The organism is Thermoclostridium stercorarium subsp. stercorarium DSM 8532 (assembly GCF_000331995.1).
GTDB classification, from domain to species: Bacteria; Bacillota; Clostridia; order DSM-8532; family DSM-8532; genus Thermoclostridium; species Thermoclostridium stercorarium.
Window position 1 is genome coordinate 2,903,029 of sequence record NC_020134.1, and the last position, 21,356, is coordinate 2,924,384.

Here is a 21,356-nt window from a genome sequence, read left to right on the forward strand (position 1 = left end):
AATTATAAACTTATGCATATTTTCTCTGTATCAGTATTTTCCGGCTGAACCTGTTTATTCGCTTTTTATGATTTCAAAATAAAGTCCGTTGATTTTCTTTCCTTCACATTCAACAATATAGGATTCCTGCTCAAAATTCCCGGTCAGGGCCTTACCTAACAAACTGGCATAGGAACTTATCTTTTTGGTATTATTGATGCTGGTCTTAATATTCTTTCCCAACAATCCAATCAAATCATCAACCTTTCCCAGATTCTTCAGGTTTACATGCTGCTTAAAAAACTCTTTCAAAAACTCATTCTGATTCTCTTTTCTGAATTGATCGGAATAAGTTTTGAAAACACCGTTTTCATCATACCCCTGACGGAATCTGACAAATCCCTCGGCCTGTACACCGTTCAGGAGCTGTCTTCCCTTTTTAAGATCAATATGGAGACCCTGTACCGGATCATCATACTTCATTCTGACCGGCACATTCACTTCCACACCGCCAAACATGTCTACAATTTCCCTGAAGCCCTTGGTATTAACATAAGCATAATCGTCAATAGTTATACCGAAAACTTCTTCAATCAGATCTGCCAGAAAGTCGAAATTACTGTCGCCGAATCTGCCGGTTCCTTTTTTATACTCTATCCTTGCTCCAACCGTGTGGGCTGCGTTTATTTTCTGAAATCCCTTGGCGCTGTATAAGGCAGGAGACTTTTCCTTTAACCTGCTAAGGATCTCGTCACTGTAGTCAATATATATATCCCTGGGAAAGTTGAACAGCTGTATTTTCTTGTTTTTCACCGATATAGAAGCCACGATTATGGTATCATAGTTACCGCTGTAAGCATCTTCCCCTACGAGCAGAACATTTTTGTCGCTGTCGGTAATAAGACGCTTATAGTACCTCTGATTTTTGGTTATATTATAATCGGGCCATTTTGCAGTGGCATTGCCCTTTTTATTATCATTCTTATGACCATTATTATCGTTGACAATATCATTTTCATCATCTATGGTAACATCGGATATTGCCTGGGAATCATCCGAACCGATCAGGGCTGACAGCAAAAGACCTGTTAATACTCCCGCCACAAGCGCAACTATTGTATACAAAACAACAAACTTTTTTTTCATATACATCTCCTGTTTCCTTTGTGAATTTTTTAGCCTCAATTTGTCTTGCTATAATAATATAGCTCTTAAACCGATTTTTGTGTAGATCCAAAAAATTCTAAAACATACTTCTCCGCTGATTGCTACTTCATATACATACCATACGTTTTTCGTTCAAAAAAGTCCGAATCCGCCCGGCAAATAATAAATAATCGTATACAATCGGGGCATAATACATTTATGTATCCAAAAAGTTAAAACTTTCAGGATAAATTTTAAAAATTGAAAGTGTGATAAAATGCGGATTGGAATTCCGAAAGGCTTATTATACTGCAAATACCATCCTTTTTTTGAAACCTTTTTTCACTGCCTTGGCGCGGAAATCGTAACTTCTGAAAACACAAACAAAAAAATTCTGGATTTGGGTGTTGGAACCTGTGTGGACGAAGCATGCCTGCCGGTCAAAATCTACCACGGGCACGTGGCATCAATAAAGGACATGTGTGATCTTTTGGTAATTCCGCGTATTATGCAGGTTTGCAAAAACGAATACATCTGTCCGAAGTTCTGCGGTCTTCCAGAAATGATTTTTCACAGCATTTCCGGAATGCCCGAAGTCACTTACCTACCGTTATACATGCACGACAGAAAATCCCTCTACAAATGGTGCGCAGCATACGGATCCATAATCACCCGGAACAGGAGTAAAATCAGGCATGCATTCGAACATGCAGTGAACGCTCAGAGGAATTTTAAAACCGGAATTTCTGAGCTGAAAAAAATCAACGTCATGCTTGCAGGCCATCCCTATGTCATAAACGACGCTTTTTTGAACATGGATATTGTAAACAAGCTCAAAGCAAAGGGAATCGGAATTATCACCGAGGAATTTGCTCCGGCCTCGGTTTCTGAAGCACAGGTTATGAAGCTGATCAAAAAACCTTTCTGGACATTCCAGCGAAGTTTATTCGGAGCATCTGCGGCTTTTCATCACCAACGGACAATACACGGGATTATATACCTGTCTTCCTTTGGCTGCGGCATCGATTCGATAGTGATAGATCTTATACGGTTTCACATAGGGGAATTTCCGATGCTTGTTATTAAACTCGACGAGCATACGGGGGAAGCAGGGGTTGAAACAAGGCTTGAAGCTTTCATAGACATGCTGGAAAGGAGAGTAGATAATGAAAATAACCTTCCCGCATATGGGCAATGTTTATATAGCGGTGAAAATTCTGTTTGAAGGATTGGGTATTGATTACGTCATACCCCCGCTTAACAATAAAGAAGCCCTTTCCATCGGTTCAAAATACTCTCCCGATGAAATATGCCTTCCTTTCAAGCTAATGATAGGCAACTATATGGCAGGCATAAAAAAAGGCGCAGACACCATATTGCTTGTCGGAAGCTGCGGCCCGTGCCGGTTCGGCGAATATCCCGAACTGCAGCTTAAAATTCTTGAACATTTAAAGCATAACGCGGATTTCATTGTCCTTGACGCCGTTAAAAGCATCGGACTTGCTGAACTTTTCAGCAGGATTAAAACAATCGGGCGCGAAAGCGACAAAAGGCTTTCGGAAAAAATTAGCGCAGTTATCAGGGCCTATAACGCAATGTGTATCATCGACGATATTGAAAGCCAGGCTCATTTCAAGGCGGGTTACGAGAAAAACAGGGGCGAATGCAAAAGACTTCTCAATTCATGCAAGGAGGAAGTTTTTTCGTGCAATGATCCGGATAAGGCATTGAGTTTATTAAAAAGCTATCAGAAAAAAATGAGCAATATCCCTGCCGATTACTCGAAAAACCCCATAAAGGTGGCAATCATCGGTGAAATCTATACAGTCATAGAACCCTTTACAAATCTTTTTATCGAGGATCTTTTAATGGACATGGGAGTATCAACGAAAAGAAATTTAACTCCGTCCTGGTGGGTAAAAGACATGCTGCTGAAAATTATAAAGCTTAATTCCCGTGAAATCATTAAAGCTTCGAACGAATACCTTCCGCTCTACATAGGCGGACACGCACGGGAATGCGTGGGTGAAGCGGTGCTTGCTTCAAAAGAGCGCTTTGACGGCGCGATTCAGATTTTCCCAATGGGCTGCATGCCTGAAATAGTCTCAAAGGCAATACTGCCCGCAATATCCCGGGACAAAGGAATACCAGTTCTGTCACTGATAGTGGATGAAATGACCGGAGAGGCAGGTTATATGACCCGCATCGAAGCATTTATTGATTTGCTTGAAAGGAGGCGGGAGCATGTACTCACTGGGAATTGACGTGGGTTCGGTCAGCACCAATCTGGTATTGCTGGATAACAACAATAATGTAGTTGAGAAATTGTATATAAGAACGAAAGGAAGACCGATGGAGGCGGTTCAGACAGCCCTTTCGGAAATCAGCAGGAAATATGATGACAGGCAGATATACGCCGTCGGAACAACGGGAAGCGGCAGGCACATAGCCTCAATACAGGTGGGCGCTGACATAATTAAAAATGAAATAACCGCCCATGCGGTGGCGGCAATCCATACCGAAAAAGACGTAAAAACAGTTATTGAAATAGGAGGGCAGGATTCAAAAATTATAATCATCAGGGACGGAGTGGTAACCGATTTTGCAATGAACACCGTCTGCGCTGCAGGGACAGGGTCTTTTCTCGACCGTCAGGCAGAACGCCTGGGAATTCCGATAGAGGAATTCGGAGACCATGCCTTAAGGGCGGCCGTTCCGGTAAGAATTGCAGGCCGCTGCGCCGTTTTCGCCGAATCCGACATGATCCATAAACAACAGCTGGGATATAACACCTGTGACATTATTGCGGGGCTTTGCGATGCGTTGGTGAGAAATTATCTCAGTAACGTCGCAAAAGGAAAGGAAATCCTGCCCAAAGTCATTTTTCAGGGAGGTGTGGCGGCTAACAAGGGTATTCATCGCGCTTTTGAAAGCGCCCTGAATATGCAGGTAATCGTTCCTGAACATTATGACGTTATGGGCGCCCTTGGCGCCGCAATCCTGGCCAGGGAAAAAGTCGGCAGGGAAAAATCCAGAACAAAATTCAAAGGTTTCTCGGTTTCAGTCTCGGACTTTAAATCCGAAAGTTTCGTGTGCAGCGGCTGTTCAAACCAGTGCGAAGTTGTTTCTGTCCTTGAGAACCATAACCCCATCGGATATTTCGGCGACAGATGCGGTAAATACAACAGGTCCACCGCTTCTGCCGCCGGAATAATGGCCAGGTAACCGAAGAGACTTAATTTTCAGCCCATCCGCGCGAGCGTTCAACGGCTTTTTTCCAGCCCGCATAAAGTTTTTTGCTCCGCTCCTCATCCATTTGCGGCTCAAAAACGCGATCCACCGCCCATATTTTCGATATTTCCTCAAGGCCGGACCACATACCGGTCTTAAGGCCTGCCATAAACGCCGCACCAAGGGCGGTGGTTTCCACCACTTTTGGCCTCACCACATTAGTGCGCAGAATATCGGCCTGGAACTGCATCATAATATCACTTACGCTTGCCCCGCCGTCCACCTTGAGCAGACTCAAACCACTGTCTGAATCCTCTTTCATGCATTCAACCAGATCCTTCACCTGGTACGCTATTGCCTCAAGGGTGGCCCTGGCGATGTGTTCGCGGGTTACGCCGCCTGTAAGGCCGAATATGGCTCCCCTTGCGTACATGTCCCAGTACGGTGTACCGAGACCTGTAAAAGCGGGAACGAAGTAAACACCTTTTGTGTCTTCCACCTCTTCGGCAAGCTCGTCACACTGCCTTGACGTGCTTATTATTTTAAGACCGTCCCTAAGCCACTGGATGGCGGAACCCGCTATGAACACACTGCCCTCCAGTGCATAGTCAACCCTGTCATCAATCCCCCACGCAATTGTGGTTAATAATCTGTTCTTTGAAAAAACAGCCCTGTTTCCTGTATTGACCAGAAGGAAACACCCGGTACCGTATGTATTCTTTGCCATACCGGGCTCAAAACATGTCTGTCCGAAAAGGGATGCCTGCTGATCACCCAATACCGCCGCAACCGGGATTTCTTTTCCAAGAATTTTTTTATCAATATAACCGAACAGTGAGGCTGACGGCCTGACTTCGGGAAGAATTGACACCGGAATGTTGAGAATTTTTAGGATTTCTTCGTCCCATTTAAGACTCAGAATATTGAAAAGCATTGTTCTCGAGGCGTTTGAATAGTCTGTCGCATGAACCCTTTTCCCCGTTAAATTCCAGACAAGCCATGTGTCTATCGTTCCGGCGTAAACATTTCCTTTTTCGGCTTCCTTTCTTATATCGGGAAAATTGTCAAAAATCCATTTTAGCTTTGTGCCTGAAAAATATGCATCTATTATCAGGCCGGTTTTTTTATGTACTTCATCCTCCAAACCGTCTTTTATCAGCTTGTCGCATATCCCCGCCGATCTTCTGCACTGCCAGACTATCGCATTATGCACCGGCTTTCCTGTGTTTTTATCCCACAGTACAACGGTTTCACGCTGGTTTGTAATTCCCACGGCCAAAATATCATTTACCGATATGTTGCATTTTTCAACAACACTGCGTAAAACTTCAATCTGGTTTTCCAGTATTTCCTCCGGATCATGCTCCACCCACCCGGGTTTCGGGTAAATCTGCCTGTGCTCCTTCTTCACCATACCTGTTATGCTGCCTGAGCCGTCGAATACTATCGCCCTCGAACTGGTTGTACCCTGATCCAGCGTAATAACATATTTACCCACACTATTACCTCACTTTCTTTTATTTTCCCCATATACATATTATGGCAGTAAAAGGGTCGCACGGGCAATCCCTTTCTACTGCCATAATCTTTTTAAGCCAAAACCACCCGGCTATATCCTCGCCACACCTGATTTTCTGGCTGCCTCCGCAACGGCTTTTGCTACCGCTTCACCAACTCTCGGATCAAAAGCGGCGGGAATGATATAATCGGGAGACAATTCCTCATCCGACACCAGCGAGGCAATTGCCTCCGACGCGGCAATCTTCATTTCATCGTTTATATCCCTTGCCCTTACATCCAGCGCGCCTCTGAATATTCCCGGGAAAGCCAGCACATTGTTAATCTGGTTTGCAAAATCAGAACGCCCCGTGCCTACGACCCTTGCCCCGGCTGCTTTCGCCTCATCAGGCATTATTTCAGGAACGGGGTTGGCCATTGCGAACACTATCGGATCCTTGGCCATCGACCTTACCATTTCACCGGTAAGCACATTGGGCCCTGAAACACCTATAAATACATCGGCGCCGACAAGCACGTCCGCAAGAGTTCCCTTTTTCTTTTCCCTGTTGGTCACCTTTGCCATTAAAGCCTGTTCTGAATTCAGGAATTCACAACCCTCGTAAATTGCACCATGGCGATCGCATAAAATTACATTCTTAAGCCCTGCACTCATCAGCAGGCGGGTTATCGCAATACCTGCAGCCCCTGCACCGTTTACAACCACAGATATATTCCTGATGTCCTTTTTAACTATTTTCAGGGCATTAATTAGTGCAGCCAGAACAACCACTGCCGTGCCGTGCTGATCGTCATGGAAAATGGGAATATCACATCCTTTTTTCAGCCTTCTTTCAATTTCAAAGCACCGTGGCGAGGAAATATCCTCAAGGTTAATGCCTCCGAAACTGCCGGCAATCAGTTTTATCGTGTTGACTATTTCGTCCACGTCCTTTGAACGGATGCAAAGCGGGAAAGCGTCAACACCCCCGAATAATTTAAACAAAACGCATTTCCCTTCCATAACCGGCATCCCCGCCTCAGGGCCGATATCCCCGAGGCCCAGGACGGCAGTACCGTCGGTAATAACAGCAACCGTATTCCATCTTCTTGTAAGCTCGTAAGAAAGGTTAATGTCTTTCTGTATCTCAATACAGGGCTGAGCTACGCCCGGTGTATAGGCAAGGGAAAGATCCTTCCGATCCTTCACTTCAACCCTGCTTACAATTTCTATTTTTCCCCTGAGCCTTCTGTGAAGCTCCAGCGCTTCTTCCTGTATAGACATAAATCCATCCTCCCGCAAAACAGTACATGATAAGGTTAATTAAAACGGAAAATCATATCCTTTCAGATCAAATTCCCGAATCAGCGTTTTTATTTCCTTCTGAAGCTCTTCGTTTATCGGAATTCCCTTTTCCTTTCTTTCAAGCCATGCAAGGTATTCTTTCTCTCCTGCGGTGTAAATTCTGTCATGTCCCGGGGCTTTTTTGGAATTTCTGAGTTCTCTTAATATATTTCCCGCAGTCTTCTTGAATTCATCCAGTTCCACAAAGGCCGAAACATTTATTGCAATGAAGAAATGTCCGAGGCGGTACGGCACCTTCTTTCCGTTTTCAATTCCCGTCAGCATCTTCAGGTAGCTTCCGCTCTGAAGGGCCGCAGACAGGATTTCCACAACGGTGGCATAGCCATAGCCCTTGTATCCCGCCGTTTCCTCCCCGATACCACCCAGCGGCGTCAAAGCGGCCTTGCCTTTAGTAAGCGCCTCAAGGGTTTCATCCGGATCGGTCATCGTATTTCCGTTTTCATCGATCACCCATCCGGGCGGGAGCGGTTTTCCAAGCTTTGCATACACCTCTATTTTCCCACGCTGCGTGATTGACGTTGCACAGTCAAGAACAAACGGGAATTCTTCATCGGTCGGTATTCCGAAGGTAAGGGGGTTTGTTCCGAGCATATTTTCCACACCGAAGGTGGGAGCAATGGACGGTCTTGCATTTGTTCCCGTAATTCCAATCATGCCTTCCTTTGTGGCCATTGTAGCATAATAACCGGCAATACCATAATGTGTGGAATTTCTTACGGCAACCATCCCCATGCCGTATTTTCTGGCTTTTTCAATCGCCATTTCCATGGATTTTTTCGCAACAACCATCCCCATGCCGTTATGGCCGTCAACCACAGCAGTTGTGGGGCCCTCCCTTACAATTTCAATATTTGTAACGGGATTCAGAATACCGTCTTTAATTCTGTCGATGTAAATGGTTTTCAGGCGGTTAATTCCATGAGAATCAATCCCTCTCTTATCGGACTCAATCAATACCTCTGCGCATACTTTGGCATCCTCTTCAGGAACACCCGCAGCCTTAAACACATCCACCATAAACCTTTCAAGGGTTTCCACGTCAATCCATACTGTTTTGTCTGACATTTTAAACACCACCTCGTTTTTTATTTTGGTATCAAAGAAAAAAGAGTCACTTCCACCCGACCGCAATATATCGGATTAAAGTGACTCCTCTTTCTCCACTTTTAATTATTTACTTTTTCGTTTTTATTATAGCACAAAAAACAATCCGGCACAATGTTTATTTTTAATAATGATGAAACTTATGAATGCTTAAATTAACGGTTTATTAAAAAAAGAGTCGTGCAAAAGCTATTTCAGCTCTTGCAACAGCCCTTACCGGTTCAACACAATATCCAAAACTATGTATTAAGCCGAAGAACCAGTAGACGCAGCCGTTCCCCCTGAGACAAAGTCAACAATAATTACCGGACCATCGGAAATACACGTAAGACAACCTCCCACGCAAATCAAGACGCAATTAAGAAATCCTTGGGGTTGCACCTGCTTCATTAATATTCCCTCCTTTCTTTTATTGACTTATGAAGAAGCGCCGGCCCCTGCTCCTGATGCCAGTGATGTTCCAGTAGTTGCAGTATCCGCAATAAAAATCGGTCCATCCCAGAGACAGTTAAGGCAACCTGAACCGCACACCGCTGTACATGCTATGACGCATAGATTTTTTTCAAATATTTTGTTATGTAATACTATTTTTTATAGAACATACTTCTGTTTTCTCATTAAAATCCGTTCTTTGTTTATTTATAATAGCTGGACAAGATACGCAAATTAAATGTAAACCACAAGAGCTACATGTAGTGTCATCAGGTGCATTCCAAATCTTTTTAAATTTTCTTTAATTGATGTAAAATCCATATTGTTAACGTTACCTAAACCTTGACTGTATCCATTGCATACCTTAATCTCTCCCGTTACATCAATGTGAATACGACCATAAAAACAACGGTTTTCGATGAAATCTTTACTTAACACAGAAATATCAACAGGCTTTACCAGATTTTGTTGTCCTATAATGCTTTCACCTCTATCAGAACGGAATTTTAAAGTGTCATTTCTAAACTCTGTTTTAAGTTCATCTCCCGGAATGTTTCTATACTGTACTTCCGTACGAATATCGTAATTATGTAAAATTGAAAATACATTAGATAACATACTGCTTTTATAAGTTTCAGATGTCACCACAAGCAACAATATTGAATTTGAACTTTTCAACAAAGACAATTGCTCATGGTTAAGATTTAATATGTGAATACCGTTACTAACTATATAAATTCTTGGAAAACAATTTTTGGATCTGAGTATATCAAGAGCACTTTTAATTAAATCAAAACTTAGTAATGGATCCCCACCTTGGATGTAAAAATTTTGAATGCTGAAATTAGTTAAATGTTCCAGGCCTTTTTTCAAAACATTTTCAGATATTTCTCTGCCTTCATTTTTATCTTTGTAACACCCAAGGCATGAAAAACAATATTCATCTCCGCAATCGGGACAATTCAGATCACATTTTCTATTTAATTCAATTGATGCGGTTCTAAAATCAATTGCTTTTTGAAGAAAGGCGGAGTTGGAAGCCATACGTGCACCAAACGTAAAATTGTCACGATAGGCACTTTTATTATTACTGTAAAATATAACATTAAATTTTTCCAATATTTTTTTAAAGCAAGTCCAACTCTCTCCATATTCTGACTCTAATAAATCAAGTTCAACACCGTCATTTATTTTCTTGATTATTTGGCAGCGTATACCTGGGTCTACCTGATAAAGTTGTCGTTTCAGTACATTGGATAAATAGAAATATTCACCTTCATGAACCAGTTTCCATTCATATCCCAGCTTTACATAAATACTCATAATAACCCTTCTTTCCAAACAGTTAAGTATGTTTATTGGCTTTAAACACAACCTTATGAAAACCTATAGTTGAAAAGTCGGTTTTATGATCGATGACCAGCCACGTATCGTCAGAAGATTTAATAATGTTTAGCAAATAATTGAAAGATTCCTCGTCCAAATTTGATGTCGCTTCGTCAAGAATATAAAATTTTCTCCTGGCCAGCAAAGCACGGACTAAACATATTTTTTGTATTTCCCCGCCTGATAAACGACTTCCGTTCTCGCCGATATAACCGTCTCCCTCTTTTTTCAGCCTGTTTTCAACTGAATCCAGCCCAAATCCCTTTATAAGTTCATCCAGGTATTTCTGATCATATTCCTTCAGTCCGTAAGTAATATTGGCATGAATAGTATTGTTGAAAACATAGCTTTTTTGTGGAACGTAGGAAATATGACTGATAAGGTTGGTTCTGTCAATTTCCTTCAAATCAATGCCGTTGACAGTAATAGTTCCTGAGTCAGGGGTATAAAGTTTCAACAGCAGTCTTATTAGCGTACTTTTTCCGCTCCCGTTTTCGCCGGTGATTTGAATTTTATCCCCTTTATGAATTGAAAAATTAAATTTGTCAAATACTTTTGCAGACTGGGAATATGAAAACGTAACATCCTTAAACGTAATATTCTCAATTTCATCTATGGTTTTCCCCGCGAAGGTTTCCGAAACTCCCTCCAGTTCACCGAAAAAGAACTCTGCAACACGTTTCAGTGAAAGAAAAGCCGGCTGAATAATAACAGAAACAGTTGTATACTGAAAAACCGGCGAGTATAAGCGTCCGACATACGAAGAAATTGCAATAAAACTTCCCATCGATAATTTCCCGTTAATATAGAAAATTCCTCCTACAAGGTAGATAATCACGGTTAACATTGTCGAAATCCAGTTCATTCCGACACTGAACTTATTGAATGCTTGGGACTGTGTCCTATAGTTGCCCAATGCCTTTTCATTATACCGGTTTATCTTTTTATTTTCACTTTCTTCCAACCCGAGCGATTTGATGGTTTCCATTCCCCTGAGAGTTTCATGTATTTTTCCTGAATAATCAGCCGCACTGTTCAGTGAAGCCTGTACCTTTACTGTAATGTTTTTGGATATAATGTATGTAGCCCAAATTAATAACGGAACCGGTAGCAACATTATAATTAGAAACTCCCAGTTTAAAAACAATAAAATAAACAAAGCAAATATAAATTCAAAAACTGATGATGCTAATCCCAGCATCTGGTTGGAAAACAGAATATCAATTGTGGATATTTCCTCCATCCGGGAATTTATATACCCCACTTCATTCTTCGTGTAAAAAGACATATCGATACTCATCAGCCTGTTGTAAATAGCCGACTTGATCTCCTTTAACAAACTGTTTCCGAGGTTTATCAGGTTTTTATTGGAATAATAGGTACACACAAATTTAATCAAATACGATAAAGCCAGCATTCCGATCCAGAACAAAAGGGCCTTCATATTTTTTGCAATAAAGCCTTTATCTATAATCAGCTGTAACAATTTGGCAGGCACCATAGTTAACAATGAAGCGGAAATAAAAAGTATAAAAGCAGATAAAATATGAATAAAGTGCTTTACTACGAAATTCTTTATAATTTGATAAAGCTGTCTCATAGGTACGTCCTTTCTATTAAATTAATTTATCTCAATAATATATCAAGTAGCTGCGATAATTGAGCTTCTTTATTTTTTCTTATAATTTCAGATATTTTTCGTTCGAAAAAACCTTTATTTTCACTTTCTATTTTTTGAATCACTGAAAGGGAATGAATAAAGCTCGAACGACGATTGCAGCATTCATTCTCAGAGACACCTATTTCGTCAGGAGTCAGCATATAAGCATAACAAATTGAGCAAAGACTGGATAAAGAACATTCCTTACAAGAAAAGTAAAGCAACTTATTCATTTTATTTATGATCTCTGCCACTGACTTTAAATTTATACCGGAATCGACATCGCCAATAGATAAATCAAAACAAACCTTTTCACAAATACCTATCAGTCCGTTCGGTTGTACAAATATCTTTTCACCGGGTATACAACACCCATTAATCAAATAAAAGCCCTGATTTTTAGCAAAACGTAAACGATCATACACCCTCAAAATTTCCTGACCGATTAGTAGATCCAAAAACCAGTCTGATTTATCAGAAATCGCTAATTCTATGTACTTCTTTTCCAATTCCTTAAACGACTTTATATAAGCAGTGCGTTCTTCCAAAGTAAATTGATCATAATAATTTGTACCTATGTCAAATATTCTGCTAATCCGCAAGAGATGTGGTATATTCCCCCGTTTATCCGATCATTGTTATTGTAAAAGTCATATAATTTAAACAGATCTGTCCGATAATCTATGCAACATAAAGTATAAATAAGGGGATAGTCTAAAAATGATTTATGTATAATAGAAAGAATAGTGTCATATGAAGGCCTGCCGTCAGCCCTGATTCTGTTTCTGTCATGATTTTCCGGATATCCGTCTAAGCTTAGGCAAATAATTACATTATGTTTTTTTAAAAAATTAGCAATCTGCTGATCCTCAAGAGGTAACCCGTTTGTGGTAACAGTGAATATCACATTGTAATCCCCGTACTGAGTTTTTACATATTCTATAACATCTTTTACAAGTTCAAAATCAAGTAAAGGTTCACCACCATAAAAAGCAATAAAAGGTATTTTGTTTAACACAAAATACCTTTGCCTTTCAACTTGTTTCATATATAGATCAATTGCTTTTTTTGCAGTCTCAAAAGTCATATCTGCAGAGCCGTAAGAAGTGGTATATGGATAATAGTCGGAATAAACACAGTACTTACAACGAAAATTGCATTTTTCTGTAACTTTTAAAATTAACTCTGTAAAACCTTGCGCTCGATAGTAATTTTCCAGCTTTTCCTCATTAACGACATCCGGCATTTCTTTCGCATAAAATGGCAACAGTTCATTATTAAGATTCTCAAGGTATCGTCGATTATATTCAATATACGCCTCTGACGCTTCCCCTTTTATCTCAAGATCTTCAATAAGAATGCCATAATCGTCCAGGAAATAATAAGGCAAAGAATTTAAAACTACAGCTTCTTTTTTCATATTTGCCTCCCCTTCAGTTTATTATAAATTATCGCCACTAAATTTTTCTAATTGCTAATAATTTTAGTTTTATCATACAATTATTCTTAGTAATTCTTTTGTTATAAATTTATATATATTTTGGAAAATATTTCTTTGATAGTATTATACAAATATGCACTATATTTGTCAATATTTTCTTTTAATGTTTGTATATTTTGACATTTACTCGGAAAAGGCAATAATTGTATTAAATTTAAACCCTGCCATGCCGACCGTTTTTGATAAAAACCACGGATAAAAAAACCGCATGGGAGATTGTAAAACCCCCATGCGGTAACAATGCATTCAATTCTGTCCCGTCACTTCCTGGATTTTTCAGGCAGCCTTGTGCTGTTTCCGGCTTCATAGGCCGCCAGCTTTTCGTCCATGATTTCCTGATAACCTGCTTCAAGGTATTGCTTGCTCAGTTCTTCGTACAGCGCATCAAATTCATCAGGATCGCATTTTACAAGCTTTGTATAGAATTCCTGGAACAGGCTCAGCAATGAAGCACGGTATTCATTCATCGACTCAATTGTCACAGTGAATATAGGATCGGGATAAATCCAGCCGCGCTCATATTTTTCCGCCTTTACGTAATACATGTCAATCATATCCTGTGTGAAATCCTGCGGCAGATTCTTCGGGGCAATCGCAGCTATCGAATCTTCGATGGTATCTCTTTCTTTGGACTCTACAACCACACACCAGTAATCCTTATTGTCGTTATATCCCAGTCTTTCCTCCATTCCGGTCATATCCTTAAGAACGGGGTAGCCGTATTCATCATATTCGGTGTAATGGATACCTTCAATACCATATTGCATTGTATGCAATACATCGTCCTGTTTCATCCATTCAAGATACATCCACGCTGCTTTTAACTGATCATCCGAAGCAATGGACGAGAAACCTATAACCATACCAAAGGGTGTGTTGGAACGTTCGGAAGGAATTCCGTCGGTAATATCAAACGTAATATTGCCCTTATCATCGTACAGAACGGTACCAATCGCCAGTTCCGCGTCAGGATTGTTCTTATAGAAAGCATCCAGCCAGTCTACATAGGATGCCATATATCCGCCGTATGAATACAGTTTACCTGCTATGAAGTTAGCCCTTTCGGTAGCATCGTCGTTCAATTCAAATTCCTTTGTAACCAGCCCCAGGTGCCAGTACAGGTTATCCTTTTTAATAGCCTTCTTTACAGGTTCCCACGGTAATGCGGCCACGTCTATGCCGGCATGCATGGCCCATTCTTTTTCATCCAGCGGAAACTCACGGAAAAGGTTTGCCTGATAGTTTGCCGTCGGTAGTTTCAGGCTCATCGGTTCAATATCGGTGAGCCCTGCTTCCTTAATTTTTGTCAGTGCATCTATTTCTTCCTCTATGTTGGTCGGAACATGATCATATCCCACTTTCCTCAACCAGTCCATTCTGTAGAAGTTTACCCATTTATACTCTGTAGCGGCGTATGGTCTTACTGCACATACAAAATAAGTTTTTCCGCCTATGCTTGTATACTGCAGCAGATCATTGTCCACCATGGCCTGATAGTATGTAGGCGCAACTTTTGCGAACTCATCAAGACTAATCTCCCTCATTGCACCCTCCGAAGCCCACTGGGACACCTTCGGATAGTCGTATTCCATCAGGATGGTCGGCGTTTCCTTTGCTGCAATCAGCAGTGCATATTTTGTCATAACGTCGTTTCTCGGAATGGGTTCAAAGGTTACGGTGATATTGTATTTGTCGCCAAAATTCTGCTGAATCCATTTTGTCCAGTAGTTGTTATCCACCGGAGGCAGTCCTTCCACTCCTCTGTCGTAAACAGGAATTTTAATGGTGACATTCTTTTCAAAGGGTTTCCAGCCTTCCATTCCGGCTTTGGTTTCGGTTGTTGTTTCTCCTCCCTGTTGTTTGCCACTGTTTTCGGTTGTACCGGTATTCTGCGTAGTGGTACCGGTATCTTTCTGTTTTGTACCGCAGGCGGCTAAAGTGCCAACAATCAAAATCACTGTCAGCGCAAGTGAAAAAATTCTCAGCCACTTAGCCCTCATGCAATTCACCCTTTCCTTTTTAATTTCCATCTTAAAATTCAAACCCCCTGCATTTAAGAGGTTTTTGTTCCGTAACCTAACCTTTAATGGCACCTATCATTATGCCCTTTACAAAATATTTCTGAACAAATGGATAAATACAGAGAATGGGTATTGAAACAAACATAACCGCGGCCGCCTGAATGACTTCAGGCGTGGTTGTCACAAGCGATGCCTCGGAAATGCTTATTTTCTCGCTTTCAGATGCGGTAAGTACCATCATGCTTAGCAAATACTGAATCATATGCAGGGACTTTTTCGTAATAAAGAATTTGCTGTCCTCATAAGCGTTCCACCGGCCAACGGCAAGAAACAGTGCAATAGTCGCCAGAATTGGTTTTGAAATCGGAAGAATTATTTTAATCAAAATCTGCGTATTGGACGCGCCGTCCAGATATGCGGATTCTTCCAGGCTGTCGGGAATATTGCTCTGGAAATAGGTCTTCATAATCAGAAAGTTATACGGAGCGAATATAAGCGGCAAAATCAGAACCCACATCGTGTTAAGCAGCCCCAGTTTGCTGTATAACAGGTAAGTGGGAATAAGGCCTGCACCGAAATACATAGTGAACATTATCACAAAAGTGAAAAATACCCGTCCCTTTAACCGCCTTCTCGACAGCGGCCATGCCGCCATTACGGTTGTAATAAGTCCCAGGACCGTGAAAATTACGGTAACCATTGCAGAATACAGCATTGAGTGCGTTAACTGGCCGTCCCTGAAAATTGCGATATACGCTTCAAAGTTTATGCCTTTGGGAAGGAAATATACCTTCTTTGCCAGTACATAGGCATTATCGCTTATGGATTTCGACAGCAGATGCACAAACGGCAGCACACATGTTAAACACAGCAGCACAATTATTACAATCATTATAAAGTCAGCGACTGTAAATTTATTAAGTTTACTTCTGTGCATATCCTACCCTACCTTTTTACAGCAGTCCGTCCTCACCAAGGGCTTTTGCAAATCTGTCGGATGCCAGTACCAGAAGCAGCCCGACAAATGACTGGAAAAGCCCAACCGCAGCGGCCTTTGAAAATCCCGTGCCGCTTGCCAGCCCCTTTTCATATATGTATATGGCCAACTGATATGAAACGGCCTTAACATTTACGTTCCCCATCGCGCTTAAACGCTCATAACTGCTTCCCATCAGCCGCCCCAGCGTCATAATGAGCAGCGTTATAACCGTGGGTTTTATGCCCGGAAGAGTAATATACCACATTCTTTTCCACCTTCCCGCTCCGTCAATCATTGCGGCTTCATACAGTTCTTCGTTTATACTTGAAATTGCGGCCAGATATATAATTGATCCCCAGCCCATTCCGGCCCATACTCCGACCAGAAGGTAAGTAATGGACCAGTTAAGGTTTTCGGTTAAAAACGGGATGCGTTTTGAAATCAAACCTGCACTGAGGAGAATATTGTTAACCAGACCTGTTTCGGTTCTGAAGAGGGTATATGTAAGACTTCCTATAATCGCCCACGACAGAAAATGCGGCAGATACAGAATTGTCTGTGATACTTTTTTGAAACGCGGATATTTAAGTTCATTAAGAATCAATGCGAGAATAATTGGCATCGGGAAACTTATAATTACCTCTGCGAAATTAAATATAAGGGAATTCCGTAGCGCCAGAAGGAAATCTCTGTCCCTGAACACTTTTCTGAATGTTTCAAATCCGACCCATTCGCTTCCTTCAAAGCCTTTGGCGGGCAAATAGTTCATGAACGCAATTCTCAGACCGGGATAAGCGCCGTACTTGAACAAAATTGTCAGAAACAGCGGAATGCTCAGCATCAAATAAAGCTCCCAGTCGCGCTTCAGCGCCCTTTTCCATGTAGTTCCCGTTTCAGGCCCTGTTCTGAACCGCTTTTGTTTAATCATATCAGTCATCACTTTCCAATAAATAATAATGTTGTTTTAATAAAAAGATATGAAATGTTAATTTTGAACATGACACGGTAAAAAAATTTCTTAATTAATTCGTTGTATTATTTTCTAAGTAAATAATTTTGTCTATTATTACCTAAACAAAAAATATTTAAAAATTATTTCTGATTATATATAACCATATTTTAAGTATTATGTCAATATAACTTTTAATTATTTTACAAAATCATTAACTTATCAAAATGTTTAAAACAAACATAAAGAAAATATCTCTTCAAACTTAATGCTTCAGTCTGCAAAATCCTGCACCAGTTGCAGCCGGCCGCCGCTTAACCGGTACACCACGTCCATCCTCGGAATAATGCTCAGATCGTGGGTAACCATGATAACACAGTAATTCTCATTCCTTGCAAGATTAATAAGTATATCGATAATATTTCTGCTGTTTTCTTCATCCAGATTTCCTGTGGGCTCATCTGCAAGAATTAACTTAGTATCAATGGAAAGCGCCCTGGCAATCGCCACACGCTGCTGTTCACCACCTGAAAGCATGCCGGGGAAACGATCGAGAACGGTTTCGGGAAGAGCAACCTTACGAACCAGTTCCCTTGCCTTTGCCCTGGCGGGTTCTCCCTTAAATCCCCGCAACTCCATCGGATATGTAATGTTTTCTGAAACGGTAAGCAGCGGAAACAGCCTGAAATTCTGATATATAACGGCTACGCATTCCCTTCTGTACCTGTCCAGATCCATTTGTGAAGTAGGAACTCCTTCAAATAAAACCTGTCCGGAAGTAGGCAGATCCAATCCTGCCATAAGAGACAGCATGGTACTTTTTCCGCTGCCCGACTTGCCTACAATTGCATATATTTTACCTGTCTCAAAACTGCAGCTTACGTTTTTAAGCACCTCAACCTTCTGATTTTTATTACCGTAAGCGTAATAAACGTTTTTCAATTCCAGAATACGCATGTCCAATCAGTCCCTATCACTTAGTATTTCAGATACTGCCCTGCCGTTCATTATTGAGACCGACACGGCAGAGCCTGTAAAGTAACAAACCAGAAACCCGGTTATCAGTACCCGGTGCATCGGAATCACGGTTCCCGCCAGCAGTCTCCACACGATAAGCCCAAGAACGCAGCCCGCCGCGGAAAGGATAACCTGTTCGGCAAAGAAACTGAAAAAAGTCTGCCTCTTCGTGGTACCCAGGCCCCTCATTATCGCAAACTCCATTCTTCTGCTTGCGGTCATCAGATATGAAATAATGACGGCGATTATTCCCACCAGCACATACAGGCACGGATATAATACGTTTAAATACCGGATTTGCTGGTTTATATTATTGACTACGTTATTAAACTTCTGATCCCGAAGCACTACGAACTCACGGATATTACCTATTTTATTCACCTGCGAATATCCCGCCTTTTCAAGGTAATCCTTGAATTCGGAAAGCTTACCGGTATCAGCGAGTTTAAAAACCGCACTTTTGAATGTAAAACGGGACAGATACCCGTTTTGTTCCGGACCTGCGGTGTAACCGGTATCAAAAGTTTCTTCCGGCGCCCCCGTTAACATATCCCTTTTCCCCCAAATACGTTCGGTATCAAATACCATCGAGAGCGGCACATATATCAGATCTTCGCTTCCTTGTTTTTCAAAACATCCCACAACTTTAAGATCTATTTCATAGAATATTTCAGCGCCATATTTTTCACTGTAAACTGTCTCATCTGTCGCAACACGAATTGTATCACCCAGATTTATACCCTTCTCTTTCATAAGGGAAGTCGGTATCATGCAGCAGACCTCATTATCGGGCATATCTCCCGTCGGTTTTGCAAGAAAAGATTCGTCAAAGCCGTCAATAAACTCCATTATAATGTTATCGGAATAGAAAAATTCAGGAACGGTTCTTATATCATTTGTACCTACAATGGAAGGACCTCGCTGCATATGATTTCTTATGGTTTCAGCCGCAAAGCCCTGCGGTACATACAGAGGCTCAATTTCCCGTTCAGTTCCGTCTGCAAACCTGCTGATTCCAAGATAGTAATACTTCATGTCCCATGAAACGGACAAATCGGTGATGTATCCGGAATGATAAAGGCTGTTTATATTGGCAGCCTCAACCTGAAGATTTCCCACCTGTTTTCCGTTAATGTCCGTAAAGTATCCGGTTATGGTTGTGTTTTTATATATTTCTGAAAGCTGTTTATGATAACTGTTCGATGTATTTGCCGTCTGTCCGAAGAAAAATACAACAACAGCTGCGACAACAGGCACAATAGCGCTTCGCGCGCCGCCCCTCAGAATTGACAGCATGGCATATTTAATACTTCCTCCGCGAAGCCGTGATGTTTTGCCTGCCCTTTTCGGCCCTGACATTTTTCTTTGCCCGGGTTTATTGCGGAAGGTCAATATCGTAAAAGCGAGGCAGAATAACATCGCAAGGACAAAAATTACAAAACCTGCGACAACAAACAACCATGGATCCATTTCAAGATCAAAATTCAGGGATTTTACAACCGACAAATTCCCGTCACTGAACCGCCTGTCGACTGTAGTATAACCCCCGGCGATACCGGTTATAAACCTTATCACCCGTTCATGCAGGTAATATCCGGTAACTGCACCAGCCAACGTTGCAATAAGGGAGATTAGCCCTGAGCTGTATAGAAAATATGCACACACCCGTTTTTTGCCCGTACCAAGAAGCAGCATAATCTCTGAGGTTTCCCGCTGCCGGTATACAAACAGAAAACCGAAAAGCGCAAGCATTGCAATTTCCATTACCGCGCAAACCACCGTTACAATCTTTATTATCCTTAAAATTATTCCAAATGGTTCGGCCACGGCGGAATAGCCCTGATCATATATCGTAAGGTTCAGCTTTCCGGTCATATATGGCTCCAGATACTCGTAAAATTCCGCCGCACTTTGGTTTTTAATAACGGCCTGTCCCACCGCATAACCGATGTAATACCGGGATACCGGGATACCGGAGGATTTCGGCACAAATACGTAAAAGTCTTTATCCTGAGTGTTATTGGTTATTCCCACCACAGTAAATTCACCGGAGTACTGAAAACCGTTCTCGGTCCAGAAACTGTTTTCAATACCGGGATAATCAGAAACGGCTATTGAGAGGTTTATTTTATCCCCCACCCCGACGCCTATGCGTTTCGCCGCCGTTTCACTTATGATACAAACTCTGCTTCCGTTTTTGTATTCCTCATCGGTAAATTCCCGTCCTTCACGAATATACAGCTCCTGCTGGTGGAACGGGAATAATGACATCAAATTATCGGTTGCGCAGACAATCACGCTGTTGTTTATAACTTTCCAAGTATCGGCGACCTTATATAATACGCTGTCGTCGGGTACCCTATACCGTGGTCCCGTTTTGGCATCTGTGGTAATATCCAGTATATAAGGCACCTCAATACCCTTTTCCTTCGCCATGAGGTTTGAATATTCATCAAAACTGAAATACAAATAGCTGGACAGGGCCCGGTATACATTACCGTAAACAAGATAGTAACGCCCGTACTGAAGTTCAATATCGCCGGCGTTAATGATTATTTTGGTATTTTTTCGGGCCAGATTTGAATAAATAACATCGTACACTATCGCATTATAAAAGCCGTCACCTGAAGGTATCGTACTGCCCACAACAAGAATGGATGCTCCGTTGTTGGGTATGTGTGAATCGGTGCGGTAAAAACCGTCGATATATCCTATTGCGCGGGAGGAACCGTCCCAGAGAATTGTATCGTCAAAACCGGTAATCAATGAAAAATCAAAATTCTTTAACGCATCCGTCATGGAAAGATCATAAACGGTATCATTGGGATAATCGGGCCCTACGTACTCTATAAGTCCAATAGTCATATAATGATTATCGAGGTTTTCCAAAAAGCCTTCTATTGAAACCCAGAGGCTGATTCCAAGGCACAATGACAACGTAAGTGCGAAAATAAGCAGCAGAAACAGAGCCGTCTTGCCTTTCGTGCGCAAAATACTGAGCATACTGTTACGGAATATCATTGATGTCACCCAAATTTCATTTCAGTTTATTAACCATGATATCATAAATGTTAAAATTAGCAATACA

Annotated in this window: 16 protein-coding genes; 3 read left to right on the forward strand and 13 right to left on the reverse strand. The window is 41.5% G+C overall.

What is annotated here, in order from left to right:
• Positions 1–54: 54 nt before the first annotated feature.
• Positions 55–1,125: an LCP family protein gene (locus CST_RS12750; RefSeq protein WP_015360341.1), complete on the reverse strand. Its 1,071-nt coding sequence runs from the start codon at positions 1,123–1,125 to the stop codon at positions 55–57.
• A gap of 277 nt (positions 1,126–1,402) precedes the next feature.
• On the opposite strand from CST_RS12750, the gene CST_RS12755 reads away from it, so the two are divergent.
• Genes CST_RS12755 through CST_RS12765 form a run of 3 tightly spaced genes read left to right on the forward strand, consistent with a single transcriptional unit; the run spans position 1,403 to position 4,350 of the window.
• Entirely contained in the window at positions 1,403–2,350 is a 948-nt protein-coding gene (locus CST_RS12755) for an acyl-CoA dehydratase activase-related protein (RefSeq protein WP_015360342.1), read from the forward strand.
• The gene (locus CST_RS12760; RefSeq protein WP_015360343.1) at positions 2,292–3,389 is read left to right on the forward strand and encodes an acyl-CoA dehydratase activase-related protein; all 1,098 of its coding nucleotides are present in this window, start codon (positions 2,292–2,294) and stop codon (positions 3,387–3,389) included. Before CST_RS12755 ends, CST_RS12760 begins: the two co-directional genes overlap by 59 nt.
• Positions 3,370–4,350, forward strand: a complete 981-nt coding sequence (locus CST_RS12765) for an acyl-CoA dehydratase activase (protein ID WP_015360344.1) — start codon at positions 3,370–3,372, stop codon at positions 4,348–4,350. The genes CST_RS12760 and CST_RS12765 overlap by 20 nt, the downstream gene beginning before the upstream one ends.
• Before the next feature lie 10 nt (positions 4,351–4,360).
• Here the strand turns inward: CST_RS12765 and glpK are convergent, their stop codons facing one another.
• The 12 genes from glpK to CST_RS12825 all read right to left on the reverse strand — a co-directional run bounded on the left by glpK (position 4,361) and on the right by CST_RS12825 (position 21,289).
• Positions 4,361–5,854 (reverse strand): glycerol kinase GlpK, encoded by a 1,494-nt coding sequence (glpK, locus tag CST_RS12770; protein WP_015360345.1) that lies wholly within the window; start codon positions 5,852–5,854, stop codon positions 4,361–4,363.
• 111 nt (positions 5,855–5,965) lie between these two features.
• Complete coding sequence (locus CST_RS12775; protein WP_015360346.1) at positions 5,966–7,138, reverse strand: NAD(P)-dependent malic enzyme; 1,173 nt, start codon at positions 7,136–7,138, stop codon at positions 5,966–5,968.
• 39 nt (positions 7,139–7,177) lie between these two features.
• On the reverse strand, positions 7,178–8,284 hold the full coding sequence (locus CST_RS12780; protein ID WP_015360347.1) for an Ldh family oxidoreductase: 1,107 nt from the start codon (positions 8,282–8,284) through the stop codon (positions 7,178–7,180).
• A 705-nt stretch (positions 8,285–8,989) separates the two neighbouring features.
• A complete protein-coding gene (locus CST_RS12785) occupies positions 8,990–10,078 on the reverse strand; it encodes a 4Fe-4S cluster-binding domain-containing protein (RefSeq protein ID WP_015360348.1) in 1,089 nt (362 codons plus the stop codon).
• A gap of 22 nt (positions 10,079–10,100) precedes the next feature.
• Entirely contained in the window at positions 10,101–11,741 is a 1,641-nt protein-coding gene (locus CST_RS12790; protein WP_015360349.1) for an ABC transporter ATP-binding protein, read from the reverse strand.
• Positions 11,742–11,767: 26 nt separating this feature from the next.
• On the reverse strand, positions 11,768–12,349 hold the full coding sequence (locus CST_RS12795; RefSeq protein ID WP_169316008.1) for a hypothetical protein: 582 nt from the start codon (positions 12,347–12,349) through the stop codon (positions 11,768–11,770).
• A gap of 26 nt (positions 12,350–12,375) precedes the next feature.
• A complete protein-coding gene (locus tag CST_RS13145; protein WP_015485184.1) occupies positions 12,376–13,221 on the reverse strand; it encodes a radical SAM protein in 846 nt (281 codons plus the stop codon).
• 341 nt (positions 13,222–13,562) lie between these two features.
• The gene (locus tag CST_RS12805; RefSeq protein ID WP_015360351.1) at positions 13,563–15,332 is read right to left on the reverse strand and encodes an extracellular solute-binding protein; all 1,770 of its coding nucleotides are present in this window, start codon (positions 15,330–15,332) and stop codon (positions 13,563–13,565) included.
• Positions 15,333–15,378: 46 nt separating this feature from the next.
• Complete coding sequence (locus CST_RS12810; RefSeq protein ID WP_015360352.1) at positions 15,379–16,260, reverse strand: carbohydrate ABC transporter permease; 882 nt, start codon at positions 16,258–16,260, stop codon at positions 15,379–15,381.
• Between the two features lie 16 nt (positions 16,261–16,276).
• The gene (locus CST_RS12815) at positions 16,277–17,230 is read right to left on the reverse strand and encodes an ABC transporter permease (protein ID WP_015360353.1); all 954 of its coding nucleotides are present in this window, start codon (positions 17,228–17,230) and stop codon (positions 16,277–16,279) included.
• A gap of 294 nt (positions 17,231–17,524) precedes the next feature.
• Entirely contained in the window at positions 17,525–18,208 is a 684-nt protein-coding gene (locus CST_RS12820; RefSeq protein ID WP_015360354.1) for an ABC transporter ATP-binding protein, read from the reverse strand.
• Between the two features lie 6 nt (positions 18,209–18,214).
• Positions 18,215–21,289 carry an ABC transporter permease gene (locus CST_RS12825; protein WP_015360355.1) on the reverse strand — a complete coding sequence of 1,025 codons (3,075 nt, stop codon included), beginning with the start codon at positions 21,287–21,289 and terminating at the stop codon, positions 18,215–18,217.
• Positions 21,290–21,356 lie beyond the last annotated feature (67 nt).